Below are 24078 nucleotides of genomic sequence, written 5' to 3'. Positions count from 1 at the left end.
GTTGATTGAAGTCAAGGATGTCAGCAAGCGATTCAAGGAGATCGCAGCGGTCCAACATGTATCGTTTCGGGTCGAGGCAGGTGAGGTATACGGACTTCTCGGCGAAAACGGAGCGGGTAAGACAACGACGATGCGCATGATGGCGACGGTTTTGACCCCGACCGAGGGAGACATCGAGATTAGTGGGTTTTCCGTTCGGCAGCAACCGCTTGAAGTGCGCCGCAGAATCGGCATTTTATTCGGGGGAGATGTGGGTCTTTACAGCCGTTTGACAGCACGGGAAAATATCGCGTATTTCGGTCGTCTATACGGTTTGGAGCAAGCGAGGCTTGAGGAGCGGACCCTCCGTCTGAGCCGGATGCTTGAGATGGACGCTTTTTTAGACAGGCGAGTGGGTGCCTTTTCCCGGGGAATGAAGCAAAAGGTAGCGATTGCCCGGACGCTCGTACATGATCCCGATGTCATTTTGTTGGATGAACCGACGACAGGATTGGATGTAACGGCTGCCACAATCTTTCGAAGAATGGTCAGAAAGCTGCAAGAAGAGGGGAAGACGATTCTGTTTTCCAGTCACAACATGGGCGAGATTAACAAGCTGTGCAAAAGAGTTGCGCTCATGCACAAGGGGAAGCTGCGGTTCGCCGGGGGATTGGATGCGCTGCGCGAGCAGTTTGGGACAGAGGATCTGGACGACATTTTCATGGCTGTCGTGGAAGGGAGCGAGGGCTGATGGGCTCACATGTCGTGTGGACCGTATTCAAAAAAGAGCTAATGGACTTGTTTCGCGATCGCAAGGCGTGGATAGGAACGCTCCTGGTGCCATTGCTCGTCATTCCGTTCGTCTTCTTTTTGCTCGGGACGTCGTATAGTAATGTGGAAAAAGAGGCAAGGGAGTACATCCCTATAGCTGTACAAGGATCATCTTCATTGATTGCTGTTTTGCAAAAAAATCCTGCTGTTCAAATCCTGGAGCCGCCCGATCCGAAACTGGCACTGCAAGCAGGTCAGCTACGTGCTATTTTGACAATTCCGGCTGGTTTCGATGAGGAGATCGCGGCGGGAAAAACAGCGCAGTTATCGGTTGCCTATGACTCGACTAATCAAAAATCTGTCTATGCCCGTGCGTTGATCGAGCAGACAGTAGAGGCTTACAGCAAAGACGTCGTAGCGAAAAGGTTGAACCAAGCGGGTTTGTCCGAGCAGACGATTCAACCGATTGTCTCCACCTTTCAAAATACAGCCTCTGAGGAAAGGAAGTCGGGAGGGATGCTGGCGGGCATCATTCCGTTGATGTTGGTCGTCTCGCTAGCATCCGCGGGAATGGCTGCTGCGAATGATCTCGTCGCTGGTGAGAAAGAGCGGGGAACGCTCGAATCGTTGTTGACGGCACCGATTGCACCCCAGCACATCCTCACGGCAAAGCTGTTGGCTGTGATGATCATGAGTGCCATGGGGGCAGTAGCGTCACTAATTTCTGTCACACTGGCCATGCGTCTGGGACCAATGGGGACGGAAGGAGATCATTTTACACTCGCCTTTTTCTCGCCTGTCACTTTGTTGGTGCTTATCGTGACCATTTTGTTGTTGGCGGCGCTCTTTGCAGGGTTGGAACTTCTTTTGAGTACGATTGCCAAGTCTTTTAAAGAGGGGCAGACGTACATGAGTGCGGTCATATTTTTGGCGATGGTCCCGTCGTACATGCTGATGCCAATCAGTCCGGTCGACATCCCCGCGCATTACTACGTGATGCCTGTTTTCAACGGTGTCGCATTGTCCAAGGAAGTGTTTTATGGCAAGGTCGACCCGATGCATGCGCTTCTGGGGATTGGTTCCTTGCTTGTCTATGTGGTTTTCACTATTTTTCTCGCATCGCGCATATTCCGCAGAGAAGGAGCGGGGTTAAAGCACTGATCGTAAAATTTTTCCCAGACCTGTCGCGTCACTCGTCGCTGTCATTTCGAGAAAGCTGGTGAAATGTTGTGAATCCGCTGTATGTCGGAGTCTTATATATTTTCGGATCGGCTGCTGGCTTTGGCGTCATGTCTATTTTTGCTGTGTACGCCTACGAAGCGGGTGTGTCTGTTTCGACGCTTTTGTTTTTGCGGTTTTTATTGGCGACTGCCCTGTTTTTTGGTTGGTTGCTCTGGCGCAAGGAATCGCTTCGCTTGGAGAAAAGACAGGTGCTGGCGATGTTTTGTCTGGGCGGGATTTTGTACACGCTGCAATCCCTTAGCTTTTTCTCTGCGGTACAGTACATCCCGACCTCCATGGCGGCCTTGCTTCTGTACACATTTCCGGTGTTTGTTGCCATACTGGGCTACTTCGTCGAGAAGGAGCGGTTGACGAAAAAGACTGTCATCGCCATGCTGATTACACTCGTCGGTCTTGGACTGGTGCTTGGTTTGTCATTTGGCGGGATTCAGCCGATTGGCGTGCTGTTGGCTCTTGCTGCGGCGTTGTTTTATTCCGTTTATATTGTGGTGGGGAATCGGGTGGTAAAAGGCGTTTCGTCCTATGTAACATCCGCGTACATCGCCCTGTTTGCTGCCATTTCCACCTTTTTCATTGCGCTAAAAGACGGAGGTGTTGACCTGTCTTTTGCGGCACAAGGGTGGTGGGCGTTGTTGGGGATCGTCGTTTTTTCTACGGTGGTCGCCATCAGTTTTTTCTTCCGCGGCTTGCAACTGATCGGGTCAACCAAAGCGTCGGTACTAAGCACACTGGAGCCGGTTGTCACGTTTGGGTTTTCGGCGTTGTTGTTTGGCGAAGCGTTTAGCTTGCTTCAGCTGTTGGGAGGATGTGCAGTGCTCGTCGGTGCTGCGCTGATTGTTTCGGGGAAAGGCGGAGAACGAGAGCTGGCGTCTCGGCAGGCTTCTTCATAAGGATATTCCAAAAAGACGCTCTTGCTGTGAGGCTTCATGTGCAGGAGCGTCCATTCTTTTTTATGGCTCGATCAGGTTTCGTGCATCTGTGAGCGGATTAACCAGCCCGCACCGTACACACCGGCATCATTGCCGAGTTTGGCCGGAACGATCTCTGTGGACTCGACGACGTAGGTGAATGGAACAAAGCGTTTGAATGATTCGCGGATTCGGGAAAAGAGAAAGTCACCTGCCGCGGCCACGCCTCCACCGATCATAAACTTCGCAGGATTGAGCACATTCGCCAAATGAGAAAGGGCGAGGCCGAGATAGAGCGCCACTTGATCGATAATCGCGAGAGCAGCTGCGTCTCCTGCTACGGCTGCCTCGAGGACATCCTTCGCGGCAATGTTTCCTTTGGTGGCGAGTACTGCGGCAAGCGCCGGGCTTGATCCATTTGTAGCGGCAAAACGCCCTTCACGAATGATGGCAGTCGCAGACGTGTATGTTTCGAGACAACCTGTTTTGCCGCAATTGCAGGGGGCACCACTATCCGGAGTCATGGTGATGTGACCGATTTCGCCGCCAACACCGTTAATGCCATGGATGACCTTTCCATTCAAAATGACGCCTCCACCTACACCTGTGCCGAGTGTAATGAGAACAAGGTCTTGTGCACCTTGGCCTGCACCTTGCCACATTTCCCCGAGGGCTGCGACATTGGCATCGTTGTCGACCGCGACCGGCAACCCTGTAAGGGCTTCCAATTTTTCTTTTAGTAAAACGGGCTGGCGCCAGTGAAGATTTACCGCTTGGAAGACGATCCCCTTTCCGCCATCGACGGGGCCGGGTACGCCCACACCGATTCCGCAGACTTGTGAAAGAGAATAATCATGCTGCGCAAGAAGATCATGAGACATGTCTACGATTTTTTGCAAAATGCCATCCTCGCCGTCCGCAACAGGCGTAGGTTCTTGCATTTTTGTAACCAGCTCGCCGTCTGGCGTAATCAAAGCCATCTTGATTGCAGTGCCACCCACATCTACTCCCACGATGATCTTCTTCACAAGCGTCTCCCCTATCTCCTTGTTTTCCATCTTTTTCTATCTTATCACGCTATATGGAGCATAGCGATTCCCAAAAATGGCTATACAGGATATGATGGAAGAGAGTACCCCCGTGAGCGAGGGAAGGAAGAAGGGATCTGCCTTGAAACGAGCCAGATTAATCTACAATCCAAGCTCCGGCCGGGAGATCGTGCGTCGGCGGTTGCCGGAAATCCTCGATTTAATGGAGTCGGCCGGATATGAAACTTCATGCTATGCGACCAGAGGGGAAGATGATGCGACAGAAGAAGCTGCTCGTGCAGTAGCTCGCGGTTTTGACGTCATCCTGGCCGCTGGCGGAGATGGAACCATATACGAAGTAGTCAATGGGATGGCAGAGCATAAAGCGCGTCCATCTCTTGGAATAATCCCCTGCGGAACGAGCAATGATTTTGCCCGGGCGGTCGGTATACCAAAATCGATCACACGAGCAACGGAGATTGTCGCCAAGGGCAAGAAGAAACGCATTGACCTGGGGCGCATCAACAACCGCTATTTTATGAATATCGCGGGTGGCGGCTCGCTGACGAACCTGACCTACGAGGTTCCGAGCAAGCTGAAAACGCTGATCGGACAAATGGCGTATTACGTCAAAGGTTTGGAGAAGCTGCCATCGCTGCACCCGATCCGTGTTCGTCTGGAGAGCCGCAAAGAGGTGCTGTTGGATGAAGAAATCATGGTGTTCCTCATCGCCAATAGCCGATCCGTAGGCGGGTTCGACTGGCTTGCCCCAGATGCGGACTTGTCAGACGGCAAGCTGGATGTCATCGTTGTGAAAAAGACGAATATCGCGGAGTTTATTCGCTTGGCGACACAGGCGGTTCGCGGTGAGCACCTAAAGGACCCGAACATCTTGTATTTCCAGGCAGATTATATCAAAGCCACTTCGCCGGGCGGAGAGAAGGTTCAGCTCAATCTGGACGGTGAGCTGGGCGGACAGCTACCTTGCGTGGTGGAAGCATTGCCGGGGCATATCGAGTTGTTCGTCCCGTAAGAAGATAGTAAAATGAATAGCAATAGCCGTGGGGATGCCGCTTTTCGCAGTGCATCCCTGCATGCTTCCTGGAGCGAAAACGAAAACCTATAGAGCAAGATAAAAGGAGCAATAGATAGTGGCGAAGACAACAAAGAAGCGGCGCGGTCCGCACCCGACAGCCAAAGTGGAGCTGGACGTCCCTGTACGTGTCGGACAAACCGTGGAAGTGGAGATAACCGGACTGAACCACGAAGGAGCAGGAGTCGGCCGGATTGAAGGATATACGCTGTTCGTGGATGGTGCACTTGCAGGAGAGCGGGTTCATGCGCGCGTCGATCATGTGAAGAAAAACTTTGGCTTTGCAAAGCTCACGGAAGTAGTAGAAGCGAGTACCCATCGCTTCCAGCCGCCCTGTCCGCTGTACGACCGTTGCGGAGGCTGTTCGTTGCAGCATCTCGCATACGAGGAGCAGCTGCGACACAAGCAGCAAATCGTGCGGGACAACCTGCGTCGCATTGGCGGTTTCCAAGTCGAAGGGGAAGGGGCCATTACCGTTCATCCAACACTCGGCATGAGCGATCCATGGCGCTATCGTAACAAAGCGCAGGTACCAATCGGAGAGGAAAACGGGGCGTTGGTCGGCGGCTTTTACGCGGAGAAATCCCACTCGATCATCGACATGAACGAATGCCTCATCCAGCATCAGGTGAATGATGAAGCAGTGGCAGCCGTGAAGCAGGCGGCGACCAAGCTGAATATCACGGCATATGACGAGGTGCGCCATTCAGGCTTGCTGCGTCATGTTGTTGTTAAGGTTGGCGTCAAGACGGGGGAAGTCATGGTTGTGCTCGTGACGACGGAGGAGCAGATTCCGCAGCGCGATGAGCTGGTGGAAGCGATTCGTGCACAAGTCGCGGGCGTGACGAGTATCGTGCAGAACATCAACCCGGACAAGACCAACGTTATTTTTGGTAAAAAGACGGTCACGCTTTGGGGCAGTGATGTGATTTACGATTATATCGGTCCGATCAAGTTTGCCATTTCGGCGCGTTCGTTTTATCAGGTCAATCCTGCGCAGACAGAGGTGCTGTACAACAAGACGTTGGAGTACGCGGGTGCGACTGGTACGGAGACGGTCATTGATGCGTATTGCGGTATCGGGACGATTTCGCTGTTTTTGGCGCAGAAGTCCAAGCATGTGTATGGGGTAGAGATTGTGCCGGAAGCGATTGCGGATGCGAATCGGAATGCGCAGTTGAATGGCGTGGAGAATGCGACGTTTGAGGCAGGGCCTGCGGAGGTTGTCATTCCTGCTTGGAAAGAGAAGGGCATACGGGCGGATGTGATTGTGGTAGACCCGCCGCGCAAAGGCTGTGATGAGGCGTTGTTGACGACGATTTTGGAGATGCAGCCGGAGAGAGTGGTTTATGTGTCTTGTAATCCTTCTACGTTGGCGAGGGATTTGAAGGTGCTTGCTGACAGTTACGCGGTGAAGGAAGTGCAGCCGGTGGATATGTTTCCGCATACGGGGCATGTGGAGAGTACAGTGTTACTTAAATTAAAAGGGGCTTCCTATTAAGCCCCTTTTAATAGTTCGCTCATTTCCTGAGGGTGAGCAAGATTGTAATGAATCTTGATAGAGCCATCTTGATGGACTTCTATCTTTCCAATTACCTGATGGAGCAATTGTTTTAGAACTTGTTCATCATCAATGTCAAGCTGTGCAAACAACGCAATTTTCTTTTGAAAGGCACTGAATTGTTCTTCCGTGTCTTTTTGCGTTTCGAGAATGGTTTCTTCTCTAACTGTTCTTGTTGCTTATTCAGCTTGTTCAACTCTTTTATTAGTGCGGATTGTTTTAGACCGACATTCCCTTTTACAGCATCGAATAGCCTGCCCAATCTGACGTTACTGCCAATCAAAGGTTCACTTTACCGTGAACCCTCGTTTGCTCCGTACCAAATTTATTTAAGAATTTGTTGTACGCACAAGGTCCTTTCTTAAAGTTACGGGCAGGATAGTTCAAAAGTTTTCGAGAATACCCTACATATGGGATTATTTAGGGAGTTCGTGAATAAGACGTTATGCGCCATTACCGGTAAATAGTAAAGATAATAGTTAAGGAGATAATTTATGAAAGGTAAGATACTCTTATTACTTTTTATTACGATAATGTTGTCATCTTGTCAAAATATTAGTCAATCGACTCCTTCGAACAGCGAAACTAAATCAATAATGAATTCTGAACTGCCTCCTGATGTAGTGAGTACAGGTAATGGGACAGAATCGAAAGAAATAACTGAAGGTCGATCAGATCCTTCTAACAATGAAGTGTTATCCATGAACATTGGGAACTATGATTTGACTGGAAAATTTTATGATGAAATGCTTCGGAATCCTATCGATCATGATTATGAAGTGGAATTTAATGAACTTCAAAATTCCAAAGAGATAATTACAACATTGGGATGGGGGGCTTTGGAAAGCAAATATACAGAGATTTGGGATAAAGAGTTGAATCAAATATATAAAAAGCTTCTTTCTAAGTTGGATAAAGAACCAAGAGAAGCACTAATTGAATCGCAGAAAGAATGGTTACAGTATCACTTAAGGGAAACAAAATTTGTAGAGAAGACATTTATTGATAATCGTTACCTTGGATCACAAGGATCGGTAAGCCTGGGCAGGGCTATACGGGAGAGAATTAGGGAAAGAACAATGCAATTATTTGAATATCGATATTTGCTAGATCGTGAAGTTGAGTTTTTATACCAAAGTAAAAAATAGAGTTGGAATCTTGATCAAAGGTTTTTAGGTGATGCTTCGAAGACAGTAACGGCGCATAACACTGTATTCACGCTGCGGGGCTATCACCCCTACTGTTTACTCGTCACATGTGGAGTGCTGTACACTGTTAGTACGGAAAAATGAAAGCAAGAAGCATTGGTGTCTAGACCCTTCCTAAATGTGGAAGGGTTATTTCGTTGGAAAAGAATTCCCCTACGCTCGCCTCGTAACAAAGGTTAAACATCCCTAGTTAGCATAATTTTTAATCCTCATTTACCTACCTTCGTTTTCTTGTATTTTCCTGAAAATATTTTATTTTCAAAAAAATCAAAAGATTGTTGACAGTCAGAAAAATACAAGCTATCATTACCAGTATATACCATACATTCGCGAATATGGTATAAATAACAATTTATCGGAGGCATTATTATGAAAAAAATTACTGTGCAAAAAACCGAGCCTGTAAAATTGACTTCAGTAGCTAACACAATGTACGACTGCACTTGTATGGAAGCATAAAGATTTTTTAGTAACACGGAAAAGTGGGGCATTTGCCCCTCTTTTTCAATTATGAAGATAGCATGACAACATCCGGGAGGAAAGTCATGAACGAAAATCGCATGATCCAATTACACCCGTTAACATTTCTGGAGGATAAGCAAGGAGTCCTGATTGGGCGGTTTGGAACGGATACGTTTGCTGTTTTTCCTGAGGATGGAGCAGCACTTGTACGAAAACTGCAAGAGGGCATGGGGGTTGCCGAAGCGCATTCCTGGTATCAAGATACCTATCACGATGAAGTGGACATGGATGATTTTTTGCAGACATTGCGTGACCTGACATTTATTTGTGATGTTGAGGAAAAGGAAACGAAAGCGCAGAAAGTATCGGGGCAATGGTTGGGTAAGCTAGCTTTTTCTCCACTTGGTTGGCTGATTTATGGTGCCATCATAACCTGTGCCTTGTGGTTGTTATACCAATATCCACAGATTCGTCCGGGTCGACAAAGCATCTTATTTTCTGAATACGCCATGGTGATTTTTCTTGGCATGACGATCGGTCAGATTCCAGGGATCTTGTTTCATGAAATGATGCACATGCTTGCCGGACGAAGACTGGGTATCCCGTCAGAACTAAGTATAGGCAGAAGAATGTACTTTTTGGTCTTCACTTCTTCCATGCCTGGTATTTGGGGATTCCCAAAACGAAAGCGTATTCTTCCATTTTTAATTGGAATGTTCGGTGATATTTTGTGGTATTCCTTATTGGTGATCGTTGCTGGTGCAATTTGGATAAATACAGGTGAGAAGACAATCATAGCTGCATATTGTATGGGACTAGCATTTACAACATTGTTGCGTTTCTTCTGGCAATTTTATTTTCATCTTCAAACAGATATCTATTATTTAATGATTACGATGTTGGGGTGTGTAAATCTTCAGGAGGCTACACGTTCCTATTTGAAAAATATATGGTATGGACTAATTGGAAAAAAGAACAAGATGGTCGATATGTCCAAGTATACGGAACGGGATCATCAGGTAGCAAGATGGTACAGCTTTTTTTACGCAACTGGCTGGATGATGATGGCAGGAATGATACTCTATATGATTCCGGTCGCTATTCAACTTTTAACGAATATTTTTCTCTCCATATTTACAGGAGAAGATATGAAATTCTGGGATTCCGTTGTTTTCTTGTCTATAACGGGAGTTCAGTATGGAATTGTATTTTATCTATACCTAAAAGAGCGTAAAAACAAAAGGGAACTTCGGAATTTATCAATGGAACAGAGGGGATGAGTCGAAATGAAACAATCGATGACACACCAATGGCTGATTGGATCTCGGCGCAGCGACCGAGAAAAGAAGTACTTCGAAGAGCAATACTCCACATGTTATGTCAGCAATTGTCATTGCAATCTCCGAGGACCCTATACAGGTACTGGTGACCTTCTGCGCCAGATTATTCCCGAAGCTTATTCGAAATGGCCAGACCTGATTTTATCACACTGTATTGAGATCTTATCCATAGCACCAGAACTGAAAGCAGTCATTCCTGTTAGTGTAGAAACACTTACCTCTCTTGCTATTCCGAAAGAGAGAACACGTTATTATTCGAAATTGCGTACACTTCGCATGTCGAATGGTTTGATCGATCTTTTATTGGCATTAGCGAATCGGGAACGAATGGGAAAACTGACCCTGGTTTTTGAAAATGTGCAGGCCTGTGATCCACTTGATGCAGAATTTATAAGTACACTTCTGCGTCGTGCGAAGTCTGACCTGATTCAGGTGATCGTAAGTTCAAGTGAAATAGCGGAAAAGGAAGCCCTGAAAAAGGCGTTACAAACGTATACGGAGCCTATTACTATTCTTTCTGACATCGAACAAGATAGGGGGATAGTAAATCTATCTGACGAACAGCGACTTGAGCTAACGAAACGATACATATTTTCTGACTGCACATCAGATTGTGAGCAGGAATTGCTCGCCTATGAAGCAACTCCTATTGAAATTCGTCAGAGCCTTCACGAAGAGCGGGCAGAATCTCTTAGAAAAGAAGAGCAGTGGTCACTGCACTTAGGCGCCATTCCGTTTCATCTGGAGCGCGGCACTTCTGAGAAATCAGCAAGCGAAGCGTTGTTTAAAGCAGTTAGTTATAGCATTAACATGGGTTTTTACGATGCGACTATCGATATGAGCCTACGTGGCCGGAAACTGACGAATTGGAGCAGCGAATTTGATAATAGCCGGTATTTTACAATGAAAATGGCTACGTCTCTGGCTGCATTGGGTGAAACTGATGATATACCGACGCTTTTAGGAGAAGTGTACGCAAACACTGATGATTTTAGAGTTCATATGCAAATTTCATATGGATTTTCGATGTACTATACGAGGCATCACCGAGAACGAGAACACGAGAAGGCGAGAGAATGGATACAAAAAGCCATTGATTTGGCAGAATTGATTGAAGATGAAAAAGAACGTGCATTTCAACAAGTATTTAACCAAAATGGATTGGCTTTAGTAGAGTTGCATATGGATAATCCTGAAGAAGCGCTTCGATTGGTTACGGAAGGCTGGCAAAGGTTAAATCAGACTCTTGCTCCTGATGAACATATGTTGCATCGCTCGGTGTTGCTTCATAATAAAGGGCTGATTTACGTAGCTTTAAAAAGGTTTGAAGAAGCAGCTGAAACATTTAGCCAAGTGATACAGATTGATTCCAATTATCCAGAATATTACTTTGATCGTGGAAACCTTTATAGCCGAATGGGGCGAATGGATGAAGCCATTGAAGATTATAACCAAGCGATAAAGCTTAGTCCTCCGTTTCCAGAGGTTTATTTCAATCGAGCAACTGCCTTCAATCGTCTTGGAGATGTGGAGAAAGCAATGGCGGACTATGACTACTTGCTTGATATAGACCCCGAAAATCTTGATGGATTACTTAACAGGGCTACATTATTGTATCAAGTGGAGAAATTCGAATTGGCCCGAAAAGATGCTGAATTCGGTTTAGAAATAGAGCCTGATCATGCGCGGCTCCTGTGTACACTAGGTTTAATTGAAATGTCGGATGGCAATAATGATCAAGCACTAAAAACGTTTACTGCTGCCCTAAACAAGGATAGGGAAATGATGGCCGCTTGGACAAATAGGGCTGTCCTGTACTATGAGATGGGGGAGTATGACAGGGCCATAGCTGATCTAACCGAAGCTATTGCACTAGAGAAAAATGCAACCGTCCTTTACAACCGTGCATGGGTCTATGAAGCACAGGAGGAGTGGCAATTATCCATTTCCGATTATACAGAGGCCTTAGTGTTTTCTGATGCAGACGAACAAGATATTTACTATCGGAGAGGTTTGTGTTTTATCAAAATGGGTGATAGGGAACTTGGCACGGAAGATTGGAACAAGCATCTCATGTTTGGAGAATCACCGCATGTGGATGAAATGATGCAACTGTTACCCTCCCTGTTCGTTTCGAAATAATGAAATATTTGTGAGATGATATGTGACTTACTTATCGATTGGGTGGGAAATACATCATATTTATTCTCACTGGATACTCGACACATGTGGAGTTTTGCTCACTGTTGGTCAGGAAAACAAATAATGGAGAGGTATTGGCATAACAGAGAGGTGAAACCCTCTCTGTTTTTTTATAACTCAAATAATCGAAGCGAATTCATATAACCAAAAAGAGGGGGAAAAGGGCAGTAGCGCATATTCCCCCCCTCTCAAATTTTACTTCTTCCTGGCGGGTGACCATTTGAAGCCGCAATTCATACAGCCGTTTACGATTTCATTTCTTCCGACAAAGCCAACTAGGATGCTGACAGGTATAGATAGACTAATTGAAATTTGACAAATTATTACAATAATAGCGAGAATAATTTCAGTCAAATCATATGGTGATTGATTCATGAGTAATACCCATCCTATTAATGCCACTATTACAAGCAATAAGGTAGGGAGCAACACCATCCATCCAAGAGTTTTAAACAGGTTAACAAAGCTGTAGCCTTTCTTGTTGGCTACAATTTGCGGTGACTTACATTTGCGGCACAAAACGGTGTTAGGACTGTTTGTTCCATTGTTTTGACTCCCTGCTCCCCCTTGGTTTGTTGCCCTATTTACCTGTGAGACAGCCGGCCTTGTTTGACCACCTACCGTCCTATTCGCTTGGTTGGTGGCTGACTTGTTGGGTTGATTAAGTGTTGTCCTAGAGGTACGTTGTTGCATTCTACGAACTCCTTTCTGACTGCAAATGCATGCAGGAATAAAGAACTATGACTAATTTCGACAAAGTTTTCCAATTACCCTGTTTTTAGCCCCATTTTGCGTTGCACCTTTTCCCCCTGCATAGGAATAAGAAAAAGAAAAACGGCTGAAGTCCTAATAAAAAGGATTTCAGCCGTTTCTTTTCATAACTATTTAAATGTAATACCACCTGTTGGGTTTAATGTCGTTCCGCCAATTTCAACTTTAATTTCATTCGATAATGGGATGTTGTACTCATCAATAACGGTTCTCCACCACTCCCAAGCAAGACCGGTACATTCTTTCGCAAAAATCCTTATGTTTTTTGCATTAGGTGGCAGAGGAATGACTGTCGTGAAAGGAGCGGTTCTGTCTTGGTTGCTTCCTTCCCACGTTTTATGTGTGAGTACTTCTTCCCCATTTTTATCATAGGAAACTTCATCCCAGGATACATCAAATTGAGCGACATACCAGCCATAATGACCAAGCGATATTTTACCTTTTGAATATTCTGTAGCGGTAGTCTCAATATAATCTGTATTGTTATGAACGGCAGCAATGGCATTATCTCTTAAGAAAACACTTGTATAGGAGATTGGATATGCTGGGTTCTTTAGGCTAAATTCCGCATTATCTTTGATGATATTCCGGATTTCACTAAAGTCTTTTGTAACGACCTTGTTATGCTCTTGTGAATCTCCGCCTAATACTACAGCTGTAAAAGAGCTGTCTTCAAAAATATCCTTGTACTCGGCATTCGTTTCTACATTGGCCGTATTCTGTAGCAAGGCTTTAAAAGCTGCTTTTACGTCTTTGCTCTTAGAGGTTGTTTCTAATTTTACATAAATGGTTCTACCATAAGCTACATTGGATACCATAACAGGCGGGGATTCGTCACTGACCCCTTTACGTTTTAAATCTTTGAAAGTAACACTATCATCGAAAAGATCGGATGGATCGTTAGGCAGTTCTGCACTTACCGTATAAAATATTTGTTTATAGGCCGCAACCATCACTTTTTTCTCTCCATTAGCAATCGCATGAAAGTCAATTCCTAAGGTAGAATCAAGATATTTGGCATTAACATTCAGAGCGCTACCAATTTGGGATTTGCTATAAACCATTGATTCTGCATACTGCAATCGGGCAGGTAAAGTATGTGTTGACGAATAATTATCGCTCCATTTTGATACAAGCTCATCTACTGCTCCAGAAACATTCCCGTATGTTGGATTATCCACAGTAATGGAATTTTCCTTTTTCAATCCCGGTAAATCAATACTAATCGTCAAAGGTTTTCTTGGTACCAGTAATAAACTCGGTTTATTTTCTGCAAAAGCTCGATTTGCAAGTTGTAGTGCTCCTGGGTAGGTGCGATTAGCCATAGAATCAATAATGGAAATATCTACTGGAGAAGTGGAAAGTGACTTCTTTTTACGTTCGACGACGATAAACTTACCATGTGGATTGAGCGCTTCTTTTGGAACAAAACTATCTATCTCATCACCACTTACTGCTAAAATTTCGTCATTATCATAGTCCAAGTCTGCTATACCGGTATTAATGTCATCTGCATTGCTTGTTTCACTGACTGCACTAGAATCAACTGTTTCGGCAAAGGAGATAACTGGATAATTAACAGTCGCGAAAATAACAGATAAACTGGCGATTACTTTTAAAATTCTAGTATGATTTCGAATCCTCATAAGATATACCCCTTTGAGATGTGAGCATAACGTCAATTATTATACTCCCATTAAATATATTTTTTGGAATACTAACTATATCGGTAGTTTCTGGAAAAATCTTTAGGGTGTGCCAGAAAAGTATAGGGTGGGACATATCTTTTAGCTTGTTCATACTGTCTACTCCGCACGTGTGATGCAATAACTGTTTTAACCTACTCATCTTCAAGGTGAAGTGGTGCAAATGACACAATTTATTTCGAAAAGTCACGGAATTGCTGTCCCGTGTCTTTTGGTGTTTCGAGAATGAAATTCCAATCGTTGCGGTTGAGACGGATAGCGTTATCATATAAGAGGTTGATTCTGAAGGCTTATGCAAAATATAAAGGATTTTGTCGATAATCTAGAAATTAATATTAGTATACAAGCTAATAAGTCCGATAATAGATAAGGATGACGATACTAACTGAAAACTGAAAGGACATTCTAATGCTACTAAAAAAGGTACAGATTGGATTTGAAGATCAGTTTAATGAATTCCCATTTGAAATAGAATTAGAGGGTTTCCATTATTTCTTGACTAAAGATGTAACCGGCTACAAGCTATTGTCTAGCACATGCCCTCATGCAGGTGGGAAAGTCGTGCACCAAGGCTCGTGCTTCAATTGTCCCATACATGGTTGGAAATTTGATTATTCAGGTGAGTCTATTAATGTGCCTAAACAAAAGTTGGTCCATTATAATGCCTTCGTTGAAAACGGCATACTTTTCGCTGAAATTCCACAGCCTATAATCACCAGTAAACCGAAACAAAATGCATTATTAGAACAAGACTTAATCGTAAAACTTCATTCTCATGCTTGTCTTGAGTTCAAGTATAAGGATTTCTCGTTGCTTACCGACCCCTGGTTAGTAGGACCTGCTTTTTTGGGAGCATGGCTTCAATATCCTAATCCAATGGTAGACGTAACTACACTAGAGCCATCTGCTATATGGATTTCACACGAGCACTCCGATCACTTCCATGAACCAACTCTAAAATATTTCAAAAGAAACACACCAATATATTTCCCCGATTTTCCAAATAAGAGAATAGAGGAGAAGCTAACTCAATTAGGTTTTCTAAACATCTATCCAATGAAGTTCGGGAGGACCTATAAGATTGGCCCACATGTAAACATTACGTGCTTCGAACCTTCCAGTCTATGGAACGATGCGATCCTACTTATTGAAATGGATGGTTTTAGGGTTCTGAACCTTAATGATGCAGGATTGAATCCGAGGATTGCCAAATATATAGGGCCGGTGGACGTTGTAGCTTCAGGATTTTCACCAGGGGCATCGGGATATCCTTTGACATGGACACATTTGGATGACACAAAGAAAGAACAAATACTGCAAAACTCGAGGCTTGGCTTGTTAAAAATGCTTAAACAAGCTGTTGATCTTTATGGGGCCAAATCAATCATCCCTTTTGCATCACATTTTACTCTGTGGCACCCTACTCATCGAAGTTATGTAAAAAAGTTGAGAAAAAATACAGTGATGGACGTTGTTGAAGCTTTTAAAGATACTACAATCAATGTCATAGATTTATTGCCTGGCGATTATTGGAACGCAAAAGAAAACAATGTAGTTTATGTTAAACGGGACCGCTCTAAATTATATAATCAGTCGGAGGTTTTAGCTTATGTAGATGAAGCATATAATGATGACCACTTTCTGGAACATCATCCGAATGATTATTCAATAACAGCGACAGAAGTTGAGGAATATTTTTTACTTTTAAATAAAACAAGTGAAATTGCTTACTGTGAAGACTTAAGAGTACGTGTTAAAGTAACGAATATTGATTCTACGCAACACTTTTTTGAAGTTTATTTTGAAATCGAAAATGGAATTTTAAAAATTGAAAAAGAAAGCCAAGATATAAACTTAACTATTGAACTCTCCGCAAATATATTAAAGAAAATTATCACTGAGAATTTATCATGGGATGAGGCTCATATTGGGTATTGGTGCAAATTTAGTCGAGATCCAGATGTATATCACGCTGGTTTTTGGCGTTTGTTGCAAACGCCATATCTTCGTAAAAGTCCGCAAATGCCGAAGAGCGTACATCCTCGAACGATTACAGGAGATACGGTGATCGCAGATGTATTGGAGTTCTACGGGGATGAGGCAGATAGAATCCTACGGCGATATGGCTTATATTGTTTGGGGTGTCATCATTCTACAAGCGAATCTATTTCAATAGGAGCTAGAAATCATGGACTAAATGATATTGATGTAGATAAGCTGCTTCTTGAATTAAAAAAAGCTTTCTTACCGGGGGGAAGGTAAATGGATAACAAAATGAGAGAGTGGGATAGCTCTTACTTAAATCGTGATAATTTTTTATTTTATCCTCACGAAGAAGTAATTCGGTTTGCAGCAAAATATATTGTCAAACAAGTAGGTTTAAATGAATTTAGTTCTATACATTCCCTTAGAGAACAACCCAAGATATTAGATGTAGGATGCGGAATCGGAAGACATATCTATTATTTTCATAATATGGGTTTAAATTCGTATGGAATAGACTTGTCAAATGAGGCGATAAAAGTTGCAAGACAATGGGGCTCAAATTTAAATATACCTGAAATAGAAAATAAAATTATTCAAGGTGATATACAGAATATTCCATGGGGCGCTGAGACTTTCGACTATGCAGTTAGTCATGGGGTATTTGATAGTACTTATTTTAGTATTGCTAAGAATGCATTTAGGGAGACGGCAAGAATCCTTAAGAAAAATGGACTGTTTTATTGTGATCTTGTTTCAGGAGATGATTCTAATCATGCCCGTGAATTCTGGGGCGAAGAAGTAGTAGAAACACAGCACGAAAAAGGAACTATTCAAATGTTTTATAATTACGCTAAGATTCAAGAGCTAATTCAGGATGAGTTTGATATTTTAGAGGTAAATCTTATTCGTCGAGAAAATGTTTTGTCAGGTTCATTCCATACAAGATACCATCTTGTGCTGAGAAAAAAGGATGTTGAGTGACGCATTATCTGTAGATGACAACTCATATCGCTATGTTAGGAGGGCTATCAGGCCCTCTTTTTTATTTGGGCAAAAACTAGCCGTGTCATAAGTAAGGAAAAGTCTTGTTGAGTCAGTTACGTTGTTAGTGAGAAAAAATTAAAGCAAGATGAATCGATGTCTAACCTATTTAACAGTTGATCGATAGCCTATGGTTTTAACAATTTTTCTGATGAAGAGCCTGCAGAAATGTTCTTGAACGAGGAGAGGGCTAGGAACGGGGGAGAGCGGAAAAACGAAAAGATTTGTCACAAAGAGGATTTCTATTGGATGGTTTGAAGATCCGATTCCAGCGAAAGGACAACCACAGCAGGGCCTTTAGAATTGGGAAACTACTCATCGCGATAGATAAGATGAAATTTTACTTGTAGAAAGCAAAAGATTTAGAGAAGCTGCTTGTACCACGTTTCTAAGCAGCTCTCTAAATCTAATAACAAACCTAGTTCCACCAAGGACGCTCACTCAAGGAATTGATACATTTCACATTGGGGTCAACTCTTATTGCATCTTGAGCACCAACTTTTATTCTAAATATCACCGTTAGTAGGCAAATACAATAGTCCATTTCAAAATCTGATAATCTAGGCTACGATTTCGATAGGTGTCAACATTGATGTAAAATGATTTTCCTTACACAGTGTTGTTCGCCCATCTAAAGTAGCCTCGATTCATTCCATATTCTTGTTTTGCGAAACTGTGGAAAAGAGGCTGATGTAGCACCAGCCTCTAAGCAAAGATTTAGCAGACTTTAATTCGTTCTACCTATCAACTAATTTGTGGACATTGAGGAACACCGATCAGTTTAAGCAGGTTATAAACCTCGCTCGAAATAGGGACAGTAACTTCTATCCCATTGAGCTTAACAACAGAAAAGAAACTTCCGTCAGATTCAAATATGCAGACAACTAATGTTACCATTTATCCTCTTCCTTTCTCCATAAAGCAGGGAGATATTTTGTTTTGTCCTCCCTGCTATTAAGTTATGGAGTTGGGAAGTTAAGTGACAGTGCTTGTATCACGTCATGGTAATTTTTGGGTATTTAACAGAAAAATCTGAGGAAGTGTTCCAGTAATATGAAAACGATAAGTGGCTGCTGTCCTATCCTAAGAAAATAGGATGGGACAGCCAGCATGGCAGATATCAGTTACTCCGATAGGTAAAGATATAATCGATATATTCTTTTGCACTATGATTGATTTCCTCATCGCTAGCTTGAAATGAAGCTCCGAAGACAGAAAAATAGGGTAATGCCACAGCACCCACATGTACTGTACTAGCTTTAAAAGGCGTAATCACTTCATCCACGGTAAAAGAAACAGAGCCCTTTGGCGAATAATTTTCTTTTTTATCGCCGATGGACATGGCAAGACCCAATTTCTTCCCTTTAAGCTTGTCCCCTTTCGATCCTATCATCTTGCTAGAGGATAAGTCACCGGAGGACGTTGGAGATTTCGAAAAGAGAGATTAATTGAATGAAGTTGGAATAGAATACAAGGGGCTAACGTTTAAGCCCCTTGTAGTGACTCACCCGTATAGTAATGTCTGGGCCGTTTCGTCTGCAAAATTAGAAGGTATTATAGACATTTTCACATTCTTTTGCGGTCGGCTCATAAAAACAATGAAGCTTGTATCGTCCTACATTTGGCTGATTATACCAGGTCGGCGGACAAGGCAGGGGATTTTGTGCTGTTCCCGGACGAAAATACCAGAGGGAGAATTTGCCCGGCCAATGCCGCTCTCCATTCACAGCCCGTCGTGCCAGACGGCGTTCTTTATCTCTAGCCCTTTGGTAGTACATACCATGTTGCAGAGCTTCAAACGCATGCGGCTGGTTGATCATTTGAGGAATTGTCCGTATCCCCTTAAAATCGGAGCAATTCGCTCTTATTCGGTTGATTCCAACGTTTCCCACAAGGAGCATACCCATTTCGCCTTCACCTACAGCTTCGGCTCGAAGCAACCTTGCCAACATGTCAATGTCACTGTTCCTGGCTTTTACGACTGCCATCGGCTCACCTCTTTAGATTGTTCTAGGCACATCATATTGTAGATGGAGCAGATATGTTACGCTTCAAATCGCTCTGAAGAGCAAAAACCAATCCGTGGACATTTTCTTTGTTGTTTTCACAGTCGAACCAACACATGTGGAAGGCATTGCATTTGACATTCTGCCGATAGCAGATCGTACTGATACCGTAACGTGAAAGTAAGAGGACTGTCTTAAGTAGAAATTGATCTTCTACCTAAGACAGTCCTCCTTATTTGCTTCAAAGTCATCCGTCCTTATTTCCAAATGAGCTATACGGCGTCAAGCGCAGTAGATCTTCCTGTTTTTTTGCCAATTTCGATAATGGGATCCGGTATGCCATTTCGATAATTTTGCTTGCGACCTCAGCCCCGTTAGTTGGGATAAGGCTAAATCTTTTTTGAATGCCCTCTTTATTGGCTAACGCATGCTCTATCTTTGGTACAATCTCATCCGGCTCCTGGATCGATACCTTATCACTATTAGCTATTTCTCTTAGCATATCTAATTTTTGCTCGCGTTCCGCATCATCCGGCGGGAGGAAAAGCAATGGTGTTCCTGTCGAGATGCAATCTCCTAAAATGCCCATGCCCGGTTTGCTAATGACCAGACTGGCCGCCTGAACAAGATTTTTGCCATTCGGGATGAGGGGGGCTTTGATGATTCTTTCATCGAATGGGTAATCTTCATCTGCCAATTGACCTGCCACAACAAATCGATAGCGGCCGGCAAGTGAGTTTATTTCATCATACCACTTCACGATCTGTTCATAACGGTTAGCGAGTCCGCCGCCCATGTGAACCAGAATAAACGACTCGTTCTGCTGAAGGCCGAGTATGCGTCGCACTTCTTTCGGAGACTGGCTGATTTCCCTGGTGATTAAAGGAATAGGGATATAGATGCAGTTCATTTGCGGATGGGTCTCTTTAGGCGGTATAAGATTCATGTGGAGAAAGATATCGGACTGATTGGCGATTTCTACAATGCGATTTTTGTATTCCTGCATTGGAGCTGAATCATTATGACCGATGATAAAGTCACTGTGGTAGAGGGTCACGAGCTTTGTGTTTCCACCGACTTTCCCCTCACTGCGAAAGCGAGGCACATCAGAGCGCCAATCATTTATTAATAGTGTGGTTTGTTTACCATCCTCGAATTTTTTGGATTTAAAGGCTTTTAATTGGACGTCATTGTGCAGGTTTTTCGATAAATAGGCATGTGTTTCCCGAAAAGCAAACACGTGAATGGGAAGATGGTGTTGCTGCAATTTTTCCGTTATGCTAATGCATCTACCGAGATGGCCCATACCTCTGCCAACCACAAAGGAGATCATATTTCATCACCCTTTTAAATAGGTACTTTCTTGTGCCCTGTCTGGAGCTTGGACAAATTACCCCCATACCGCAACTTATGGGATAAGGTCAGTGCCGAATTCGAGTCGTTCTCACAGCTTATATATTTTATGGGGATGGATGGAACATGCTCTAGTCGTATAACGGTTTTCTTATCGATCACAGAAAAAAGCGGCATCAGCGGAGGTTTGCAGCTGTGAATTGTGCTCCCATCTAGAAATAATTAGGTATTTCCATCACACAAACCAACGTTGTCCATGAATAGTGTGTATATATAGCTCAATTAGGATATGGGGTGGGAGAATAGTGGGCACGATTCATATTGTAACAGCCGTTAATGATGGTTTTGCTATACATCTCGCAGTTATGTTATATTCCCTTTTTGAAAATAAGGTTTCGAAAAACCCAGTCATCGTTCACGTTATCGACAGTCAAGTCTCTGGGAAAAATAAATCCATCTTAACGAAAACTGTGAAACGATTCCATGCTCAAATTAAATACGTCACTATTGATCCGACCCTATATGATGGATTCCTCGTCCGTGATCATCTTACGCAGGAAACCTATCATCGAATTTCGATTCCAGACCTGCTGGACAAAGAAGTTGAAAAAGTGATTTATTTGGACAGTGATATCGTTATTAAAAAAGACATCACTCCATTATGGAACACAAAAGTTGATCAATATTACCTTGCAGCGGTGATGGATTCTTGGCAAGGTTTAAACAAGTTAAGACATGCGGACCTTGCTATTCCGGATGACTGTGATTACTTTAATGCGGGAGTATTAGTCATGAATTTAAAAAAATGGAGAGAGCATAACATCACAAGCAAGATTATGGATTACATGAAAAAGAACCAAGGTATTATTCGTTATCCCAGTCAAGATCCGATGAATGCGATTCTTCATGATAATTGGCTTCAACTTGACACAAAGTGGAATTACCAGTCCAAACATCTTTATAAAAGCAACCTGCGAATAGACCCGGCCATTATTCACTACACAGGGGAAGATAGCAAACCGTGGTTGAGTAAAAAGCACCCGCTTCGAGAGGAATATTTTAAATATCTCAAAAAGGTAAAGAAGCTAAACTCCTTGTAGGCATCGAGCTTTTAAGGCTTTCCTAATTAAATAATATGGTGGAAATCCCTTCACATGGAGAAATGTTGGCTGGAGGGATTTTTGTGTTGGAACTTTTTTGGAATATAAGGGTTTATGCACAATACTAAACATCTTCATATAAAATATTGAACAAATTATGAAATATTTGGATTTTAGCCATTTTCACCACTGATCTAGCCTATAATGAAATGGAAACATTTTCTAGTTAGGTATTCTTTTGGAGGTGGAGTGAGTGGCACGCGTATTGTATGTTACGATTCCAGCAGATGGTCACGTGAATCCTACATTGGGATTAGTGAAGCAGCTAGTCGACAACGGAGAAGAAGTCGTCTATATGTGTTCAGAAGAATATCGGGATAGGCTTGCCCAGACTGGAGCGCAATTCCGAGCTTATCAAATGGATGAACTAGTATCTCGTGATTTAGGCTTTAACCCGACAGAATTCAAACACCCTCTTCATTTCACCGATTTTATGCTGCGTGGCATTATTGAACCCCACATTCCCGAGATTCTCAGGCAGATAGAAAACGAATCATTTGATTACCTGATTTTTGACTCTTTGTTTGGATGGGGAGGGGCGATTTTAGGCGAGAAATTAGGAATTCCGACGATCTGCTCCGTGACCAACCTGGCCTTTGCTGAACCGCTCAGCCAGATTGTCGAAGTGTTTGATGCAAGTGATGTAGATGTAGATGCACTAAACGAACGAGTGACGCAGACTGCACAGAGCATTGCTCGTATATGCAACGTAGCCGTCCCTGCTCTTGAAGATATTACCCGTCAGTATGGGGACATGAAAATTGTCTTTACCAGCCGTGAATTCCAACCGAATGCTGACAAGCTGGACGATAGCTACGTTTTTACAGGGCCTTCGATTACGTCGCGTCCCGATGCCCCTTCTTTTCCGTTTGAAAAGCTTCGTGCTCCATACGATCAGGTTGTATACATTTCCATGGGCAGTATTTTGACCAAAGATGTGGAATTTTACAAACTGTGCTTTGCAGCCTTTCAAGATGTTCCGGCACAATTCGTACTTTCTTGCGGAAGAGAAACGGAACGGGAGTCGCTCGGAGACCATATTCCATCCAACTTTATTGTTGAACCGTACGTTCCTCAACTGGAAGTGCTCCAGCAAGCCGACGCCTTTATTACACATGCTGGCATGAACAGTGCGAGTGAGGCTCTCTATTTTCATGTGCCCCTCGTCATGATTCCATTAAGCTCCGATCAGCCGATTGTGGCGAAGCGGGTGGAGGAGCTGGGAGCGGGTATCATGTTAGATAGAGGGAAGCTCACACCGACAGCTTTGAAGGATGCCTTGCTGCAAGTGTTGAATGAATCCACTTATAAAGAGCGTGCGATACAGGTGGGGGACTCTTTGCGAAACGCTGGCGGATACCAAGAAGCTGCAAGACGTATCATGTCTTTGTATTCCGTGCCGAATTAAAAGTGAAAAGCTTCTTGCCTCCTCATCATGAGCGGCAAGAAGCTTTTTTACTATACAATCTTTGTTCCCCAACACTCTCACCTCTTTTAACTCGTCCTTGTGTGGGGGTCAATCCGTTCGCGGCTTTTACATTGGCTTTGGACTCTGTTCCGACGCTAGTAGAAGTACCTGAATCATCTCCTGTACGGAACCATCTACGGTTACGCCCACGAAGCTACTGTCCACAAAGTTGCGGATACATAGGTGATCGAGCCGGGAGCAGATCTAGTTTTTCGAGCAATTTATATGTAAGCAGGGGGTGTTATTCGTGTGATGTAATGCCATAATAGAAGGATGATAGTCAGAAGGAGATAGATTTGATTGAATAAACCTGTAATGAAAAACGAGCTTCCTCTAAACTTTGAGGAATTAAAGAAGGCTGCCAATCGTACATCGAATTGGAGAGAGCGCTTGGAGGCTGTTGAAGAATTGGGTCAGTGGAAGCATGAAGAAACAATGAAATTACTGACTCGAATCATGGAAAACGATACGGTGTACAAAGTGCAAGAGACTGCTTTTCAAAAACTGAAAGCATTTGGGGAAGGTGTTCGATTACCTGCTCAGAAAAAAGGCGACTTGATCAAAGGAGCAACGAAAGCCTTGGTAAGAATTAAGAAAAGCTTGCCAAAAGGTCATACCTTCGAGGAATTCAAAGAGAAACTGCAAAAAATGAGAAGCGATATCTATGATACGTACGAGGGAGAAAAAGGTGCTGATTTTGATCAGTGGCTTGAAAACACCTGGGCGTCGTTATAGTTATTTGGAAAGAAGAAGCCCTGCCACTTTCTGAAAGTGCAGGACTTCTTCTTTTGCT

The 24078-nt window shown here is 43.6% G+C and carries 19 protein-coding genes; 13 read left to right on the top strand and 6 right to left on the bottom strand.

The window, feature by feature from the left end:
* The first annotated feature begins 1 nt into the window (after position 1).
* The 3 genes from M3630_RS19685 (at position 2) to M3630_RS19675 (ending at position 2882) form a co-directional block, all read left to right on the top strand.
* Positions 2–730: an ABC transporter ATP-binding protein gene (locus M3630_RS19685; RefSeq protein WP_251253217.1), complete on the top strand. Its 729-nt coding sequence runs from the start codon at positions 2–4 to the stop codon at positions 728–730.
* A complete protein-coding gene (locus M3630_RS19680) occupies positions 730–1911 on the top strand; it encodes an ABC transporter permease (protein ID WP_251253216.1) in 1182 nt (393 codons plus the stop codon). The genes M3630_RS19685 and M3630_RS19680 overlap by 1 nt, the downstream gene beginning before the upstream one ends.
* 68 nt (positions 1912–1979) lie before the next feature.
* Positions 1980–2882, top strand: coding sequence for a DMT family transporter (locus M3630_RS19675; protein WP_251253215.1), 903 nt, complete (start codon positions 1980–1982; stop codon positions 2880–2882).
* A gap of 71 nt (positions 2883–2953) precedes the next feature.
* Here M3630_RS19675 and M3630_RS19670 read toward each other — a convergent pair whose 3' ends face one another.
* The gene (locus tag M3630_RS19670; protein WP_229087937.1) at positions 2954–3928 is read right to left on the bottom strand and encodes an ROK family glucokinase; all 975 of its coding nucleotides are present in this window, start codon (positions 3926–3928) and stop codon (positions 2954–2956) included.
* 142 nt (positions 3929–4070) lie between these two features.
* Here M3630_RS19670 and M3630_RS19665 point away from each other — a divergent pair, with 142 nt between their 5' ends.
* From M3630_RS19665 to M3630_RS19645, 5 genes are all read left to right on the top strand, one after another.
* Entirely contained in the window at positions 4071–4961 is an 891-nt protein-coding gene (locus M3630_RS19665; RefSeq protein ID WP_221866834.1) for a diacylglycerol kinase, read from the top strand.
* A gap of 118 nt (positions 4962–5079) precedes the next feature.
* Positions 5080–6522 (top strand): 23S rRNA (uracil(1939)-C(5))-methyltransferase RlmD, encoded by a 1443-nt coding sequence (gene rlmD / locus M3630_RS19660; RefSeq protein WP_251253214.1) that lies wholly within the window; start codon positions 5080–5082, stop codon positions 6520–6522.
* A gap of 554 nt (positions 6523–7076) precedes the next feature.
* On the top strand, positions 7077–7730 hold the full coding sequence (locus tag M3630_RS19655; protein WP_251253213.1) for a lysozyme inhibitor LprI family protein: 654 nt from the start codon (positions 7077–7079) through the stop codon (positions 7728–7730).
* Between the two features lie 605 nt (positions 7731–8335).
* A complete protein-coding gene (locus M3630_RS19650) occupies positions 8336–9532 on the top strand; it encodes a hypothetical protein (RefSeq protein ID WP_251253212.1) in 1197 nt (398 codons plus the stop codon).
* Positions 9533–9538: 6 nt separating this feature from the next.
* Entirely contained in the window at positions 9539–11734 is a 2196-nt protein-coding gene (locus tag M3630_RS19645; protein ID WP_251253211.1) for a tetratricopeptide repeat protein, read from the top strand.
* 255 nt (positions 11735–11989) lie between these two features.
* Here the strand turns inward: M3630_RS19645 and M3630_RS19640 are convergent, their stop codons facing one another.
* Both M3630_RS19640 and M3630_RS19635 read right to left on the bottom strand, forming a co-directional pair.
* On the bottom strand, positions 11990–12487 hold the full coding sequence (locus tag M3630_RS19640) for a hypothetical protein (RefSeq protein ID WP_251253210.1): 498 nt from the start codon (positions 12485–12487) through the stop codon (positions 11990–11992).
* Positions 12488–12675: 188 nt separating this feature from the next.
* Positions 12676–14211 carry a thiol-activated cytolysin family protein gene (locus M3630_RS19635; protein ID WP_251253209.1) on the bottom strand — a complete coding sequence of 512 codons (1536 nt, stop codon included), beginning with the start codon at positions 14209–14211 and terminating at the stop codon, positions 12676–12678.
* Between the two features lie 468 nt (positions 14212–14679).
* Here M3630_RS19635 and M3630_RS19630 point away from each other — a divergent pair, with 468 nt between their 5' ends.
* On the top strand, positions 14680–16533 hold the full coding sequence (locus tag M3630_RS19630) for a Rieske 2Fe-2S domain-containing protein (RefSeq protein WP_251253208.1): 1854 nt from the start codon (positions 14680–14682) through the stop codon (positions 16531–16533).
* Entirely contained in the window at positions 16534–17238 is a 705-nt protein-coding gene (locus M3630_RS19625) for a class I SAM-dependent methyltransferase (RefSeq protein ID WP_251253207.1), read from the top strand. It begins immediately after the preceding gene.
* A 1180-nt stretch (positions 17239–18418) separates the two neighbouring features.
* Here M3630_RS19625 and M3630_RS19620 read toward each other — a convergent pair.
* The 3 genes from M3630_RS19620 to M3630_RS19610 all read right to left on the bottom strand — a co-directional run bounded on the left by M3630_RS19620 (position 18419) and on the right by M3630_RS19610 (position 20637).
* Positions 18419–18691: an NAD(P)H-dependent oxidoreductase gene (locus tag M3630_RS19620; RefSeq protein ID WP_285861451.1), complete on the bottom strand. Its 273-nt coding sequence runs from the start codon at positions 18689–18691 to the stop codon at positions 18419–18421.
* A 151-nt stretch (positions 18692–18842) separates the two neighbouring features.
* Complete coding sequence (locus tag M3630_RS19615) at positions 18843–19286, bottom strand: cell wall hydrolase (protein WP_173610584.1); 444 nt, start codon at positions 19284–19286, stop codon at positions 18843–18845.
* Between the two features lie 265 nt (positions 19287–19551).
* On the bottom strand, positions 19552–20637 hold the full coding sequence (locus tag M3630_RS19610) for a glycosyltransferase family 28 protein (RefSeq protein ID WP_251253205.1): 1086 nt from the start codon (positions 20635–20637) through the stop codon (positions 19552–19554).
* 325 nt (positions 20638–20962) lie between these two features.
* On the opposite strand from M3630_RS19610, the gene M3630_RS19605 reads away from it, so the two are divergent.
* From M3630_RS19605 to M3630_RS19595, 3 genes are all read left to right on the top strand, one after another.
* Positions 20963–21757 (top strand): glycosyltransferase family 8 protein, encoded by a 795-nt coding sequence (locus tag M3630_RS19605; protein ID WP_173610582.1) that lies wholly within the window; start codon positions 20963–20965, stop codon positions 21755–21757.
* Positions 21758–22010: 253 nt separating this feature from the next.
* Positions 22011–23225 (top strand): macrolide family glycosyltransferase, encoded by a 1215-nt coding sequence (locus M3630_RS19600; RefSeq protein WP_251253204.1) that lies wholly within the window; start codon positions 22011–22013, stop codon positions 23223–23225.
* A gap of 375 nt (positions 23226–23600) precedes the next feature.
* Positions 23601–24020 carry a HEAT repeat domain-containing protein gene (locus M3630_RS19595; protein ID WP_370646690.1) on the top strand — a complete coding sequence of 140 codons (420 nt, stop codon included), beginning with the start codon at positions 23601–23603 and terminating at the stop codon, positions 24018–24020.
* Positions 24021–24078: the final 58 nt, after the last annotated feature.

The organism is Brevibacillus sp. MER 51 (genome assembly GCF_023714195.1).
In the GTDB taxonomy this organism is placed as follows: Bacteria; Bacillota; Bacilli; order Brevibacillales; family Brevibacillaceae; genus Brevibacillus.
Note: the sequence above shows the minus strand (reverse complement) of the source record. Positions and strands in the feature narration are given on the sequence as shown.

Bases quoted from the DNA above. Each gene is read 5' to 3' on its own strand.
- M3630_RS19630 (WP_251253208.1), top strand. From the start codon at position 14,680: ATGCTACTAAAAAAGGTACAGATTGGATTTGAAGATCAGTTTAATGAA.
- M3630_RS19610 (WP_251253205.1), bottom strand. From the start codon at position 20,637: ATGATCTCCTTTGTGGTTGGCAGAGGTATGGGCCATCTCGGTAGATGC.
- M3630_RS19655 (WP_251253213.1), top strand. From the start codon at position 7,077: ATGAAAGGTAAGATACTCTTATTACTTTTTATTACGATAATGTTGTCA.
- M3630_RS19615 (WP_173610584.1), bottom strand. From the start codon at position 19,286: ATGGCAGTCGTAAAAGCCAGGAACAGTGACATTGACATGTTGGCAAGG.
- M3630_RS19595 (WP_370646690.1), top strand. From the start codon at position 23,601: ATGAAAAACGAGCTTCCTCTAAACTTTGAGGAATTAAAGAAGGCTGCC.
- M3630_RS19620 (WP_285861451.1), bottom strand. From the start codon at position 18,691: ATGATAGGATCGAAAGGGGACAAGCTTAAAGGGAAGAAATTGGGTCTT.
- M3630_RS19625 (WP_251253207.1), top strand. From the start codon at position 16,534: ATGGATAACAAAATGAGAGAGTGGGATAGCTCTTACTTAAATCGTGAT.
- M3630_RS19635 (WP_251253209.1), bottom strand. From the start codon at position 14,211: ATGAGGATTCGAAATCATACTAGAATTTTAAAAGTAATCGCCAGTTTA.
- M3630_RS19645 (WP_251253211.1), top strand. From the start codon at position 9,539: ATGAAACAATCGATGACACACCAATGGCTGATTGGATCTCGGCGCAGC.
- M3630_RS19680 (WP_251253216.1), top strand. From the start codon at position 730: ATGGGCTCACATGTCGTGTGGACCGTATTCAAAAAAGAGCTAATGGAC.
- M3630_RS19640 (WP_251253210.1), bottom strand. From the start codon at position 12,487: ATGCAACAACGTACCTCTAGGACAACACTTAATCAACCCAACAAGTCA.
- M3630_RS19650 (WP_251253212.1), top strand. From the start codon at position 8,336: ATGAACGAAAATCGCATGATCCAATTACACCCGTTAACATTTCTGGAG.